The following is a 2,959-nucleotide window of genomic DNA, read 5'->3' on the forward strand; positions in this document are numbered from 1 at the left end:
TAGAGAGTCGCAAAGACCAAAAGGAGGTAACACACACATGAGAAAATATGAAGTAATGTTTGCTGTTCAACCACGTATCGATGAAGAAGCTAAAAAAGCTGTGGTTGATAGATTCGTAAATATTCTTTCAGAAGGTGCAGAAGCAGTAGAAGTTAAAGATTTAGGTAAAAAACGCCTTGCTTATGAAATCGAAGACTTCAGTGATGCTTACTACTATGTAGTAGAATTAACTTCAGCAACAGATGCGTCTACAAAAGAATTCGATCGTTTAGCAAAAATTAGCGATGACATTATCCGTCACATGGTAGTAAGATTAGAAAAATAAGGGGTGAAATACTATGGTAAATCGTGTAGTATTAGTAGGTAGATTAACTAAAGATCCAGAATTGAGATATTCTAATTCGAATATTCCAATGCTTTATTTCTCAGTAGCTGTAAACAGAACATTCACTGACCAAAATGGTCAAAGACAAGCAGACTTTATTAACTGTGTAACTTTTAGAAAGCAAGCAGAAAATATGGCACGTTTCTTAGGACGTGGAAGTCTGATTTCTGTTGAAGGTAGAATACAGACTAGAAATTATCAAGGTAAAGATGGAAACACAGTGTATGTTACTGAAGTAGTAGCAGATAGTGTTCAATTCCTTGAATCTAAAAATAGCTCACATAGTAGACAAAACAATGGTTTTGACTCAATGAGTTTTAATCAACCTCAATCACAACCAGCGTATAATAACAATAATCAAAATTATTATAATAACAATACTAATCAAAACTTTGGACAAGCTAATTCAGCTATGCAAGATTTTATTAATGACAGTTCATCATTCTCTGATTTTGGGGAAAACTTCCCAAGTAATCTAGATGATGACTTCATGCAGGATGTAGTAAATCCGTTTAAAGAAGACTAAAATTACATAGGAGGACATGCACAATGGCAGTAACTAACAATCGTCGTAACAACATGCGTCGTCGTAAAAAAGTATGTTATTTCACTAAAAATAACGTAGAATTTATCGACTACAAAGATGTAGAATTACTTAAAAAATTCATTTCTGAACGTGGAAAAATCTTACCACGTCGTGTAACAGGTACTTCAGCTAAGTACCAAAGAATGTTAACTACAGCAATTAAAAGAGCTAGACACATGGCACTTTTACCATACGTAGTAGACGAAAAATAAGAATAAGAGTGAAAAAGATGAGCTTAGGCTTGTCTTTTTTTTATGCTTTGATATAATAATAGGTAAAATATAGTAAAAAATATCGATTATAGTAGGGGGAAAGAAGTGATGGAATTAAAAAAATTAGACGAAACTAAAGTGTTAAAAGATCCAGTTCATAGTTATATTCATATTCACTATGAAGTAATTTGGAATTGTCTGGATAGTAAGGAGTTTCAAAGATTACGTCGTATAAGACAATTAGGGGGAGATTTTCAAGTATATCCAACAGCTGAACATTCTAGATTTTCTCATTCTCTAGGAGTTTATGAGATTGTTAGAAGAATGGTTACTGAAGTTAAGTCGCTTTGCGTTGAATTAACTGAATATGAGAAAGTTTGTGTGATGCTTGCGGGACTTCTGCATGATGTGGGGCATGGTCCGTTTTCTCATGCATTTGAGAATATTACTAATCATAGTCACGAAGAATATACAGCAAAAATAATATTAGGGAATACAGAACTTAATGCTATTTTAAGAGATGTTTCAGAAAAGTTACCACAAGATATAGTCTCTATTATTCAACATACTCATGAAAATGATATACTTAATCAGATTGTTTCAGGTCAACTAGATGCCGATAGAATGGATTATTTATTACGTGATTCTTATTTTACAGCGACGAGTTATGGACAGTTTGATCTTGAAAGAATATTACGTACAATGCGCGTAAGAAAAACAGCTGAGGGAAGAAAGGTAATTGTCGTTAAATACACTGGTATTCATAGTGTAGAAGACTATATTATGGCAAGATATCAAATGTACTGGCAAGTTTATTATCATCCTGTAGCTAGAAGTTATGAGGCGGTATTCATTCAACTATTTAATAGGTTGAAGGATATTTTCAAAGGGAATAAAGACTATTTTGAAGATATGAAGGTGTTGGTGCCATTTTTAGAAAAATCTGAAGTGAGTGTAGATGAATATTTTAAATTGGATGAAAATTCACTATTATATTGTTGTGCTCTTATTCAAGACAAAGAGGATAAAATTGCTGCTGATTTAGCAAGAAGATTGCAAAACAGAAACTTATTTGAGTATGTGGATTATAATGATGAAAATTTAGCTCAAATAAAAAATATGCTTACGGAAAATAACTTGGATGAGCGTTATTATTTAAGGATTGAGAATGTAGAAGCAAGTGTTTATAGTCCATATAAAGGTAGAAAGATATTAATTGAAAAACTAAATGGTGATATAGTAGCCTTAGAAAAAGCTAGTACTATAGTGGAATCTATAACTAAAGGGCAGACTAAGAAAGAGGGGACTATATTTTTCCCGAGATAACCTAAAGATCAAGGTAATTGAGTGCGGTAAGACTTACTGCATCAATTACCTTGATTTTCTTATTATATAGATGAAAGTTTAAGGTGCTTCTTGTTAGAATTATTAGAAAGGTAAATTCTCAAAGTAAGTTCCAGTAAAAAATCAAAGTGGAAGTTAAGCTAGGAAAAAAGGAAATAACAAAAAAATATTTCCAAGGTAACTTCCGGTATAAAATAAGGGAGCTTTTCTTTGGGAATTTATAGCAATTGTCAGAAAATAAAATATTTTTAACTTACTATTGATTTTAGTTTTCGGAAATGTTATAATCATAATTACACAATAAAAAATATAAATTTTAACAACAAAGGAGAGATGTAAAATGTTTGAATTAGCAAATGTAGCGAGACCAGGGGTAAGTGAATATATTTCAGGAAGTGGGGCATTGTCTGCACTTGATAATAGATTAGAAGG

5 protein-coding genes are annotated in these 2,959 nt (G+C 31.9%); 4 read left to right on the top strand and 1 reads right to left on the bottom strand.

The genetic code is table 11. The features are described from left to right. The first annotated feature begins 37 nt into the window (after positions 1 to 37). The 4 genes from rpsF to RWN11_RS08080 all read left to right on the top strand — a co-directional run bounded on the left by rpsF (position 38) and on the right by RWN11_RS08080 (position 2,509). A complete protein-coding gene (rpsF, locus tag RWN11_RS08065) occupies positions 38 to 325 on the top strand; it encodes a 30S ribosomal protein S6 (RefSeq protein WP_003144346.1) in 288 nt (95 codons plus the stop codon). 13 nt (positions 326 to 338) lie between these two features. Beyond that, complete coding sequence (locus tag RWN11_RS08070; protein ID WP_314161223.1) at positions 339 to 911, top strand: single-stranded DNA-binding protein; 573 nt, start codon at positions 339 to 341, stop codon at positions 909 to 911. A gap of 23 nt (positions 912 to 934) precedes the next feature. Then, complete coding sequence (rpsR, locus tag RWN11_RS08075) at positions 935 to 1,183, top strand: 30S ribosomal protein S18 (RefSeq protein WP_003144201.1); 249 nt, start codon at positions 935 to 937, stop codon at positions 1,181 to 1,183. Between the two features lie 108 nt (positions 1,184 to 1,291). After that, complete coding sequence (locus RWN11_RS08080; RefSeq protein ID WP_314161224.1) at positions 1,292 to 2,509, top strand: HD domain-containing protein; 1,218 nt, start codon at positions 1,292 to 1,294, stop codon at positions 2,507 to 2,509. A 153-nt stretch (positions 2,510 to 2,662) separates the two neighbouring features. On the opposite strand, the gene RWN11_RS08310 is transcribed toward RWN11_RS08080, so the two are convergent. Continuing rightward, positions 2,663 to 2,914 (bottom strand): DUF5592 family protein, encoded by a 252-nt coding sequence (locus RWN11_RS08310; protein ID WP_399536247.1) that lies wholly within the window; start codon positions 2,912 to 2,914, stop codon positions 2,663 to 2,665. Positions 2,915 to 2,959: the final 45 nt, after the last annotated feature.

This window comes from uncultured Gemella sp. (genome assembly GCF_963519265.1).
In the GTDB taxonomy this organism is placed as follows: Bacteria; Bacillota; Bacilli; order Staphylococcales; family Gemellaceae; genus Gemella.

Bases quoted from the DNA above. Each gene is read 5' to 3' on its own strand.
- rpsF (WP_003144346.1), top strand. From the start codon at position 38: ATGAGAAAATATGAAGTAATGTTTGCTGTTCAACCACGTATCGATGAA.
- RWN11_RS08070 (WP_314161223.1), top strand. From the start codon at position 339: ATGGTAAATCGTGTAGTATTAGTAGGTAGATTAACTAAAGATCCAGAA.
- rpsR (WP_003144201.1), top strand. From the start codon at position 935: ATGGCAGTAACTAACAATCGTCGTAACAACATGCGTCGTCGTAAAAAA.
- RWN11_RS08080 (WP_314161224.1), top strand. From the start codon at position 1,292: ATGGAATTAAAAAAATTAGACGAAACTAAAGTGTTAAAAGATCCAGTT.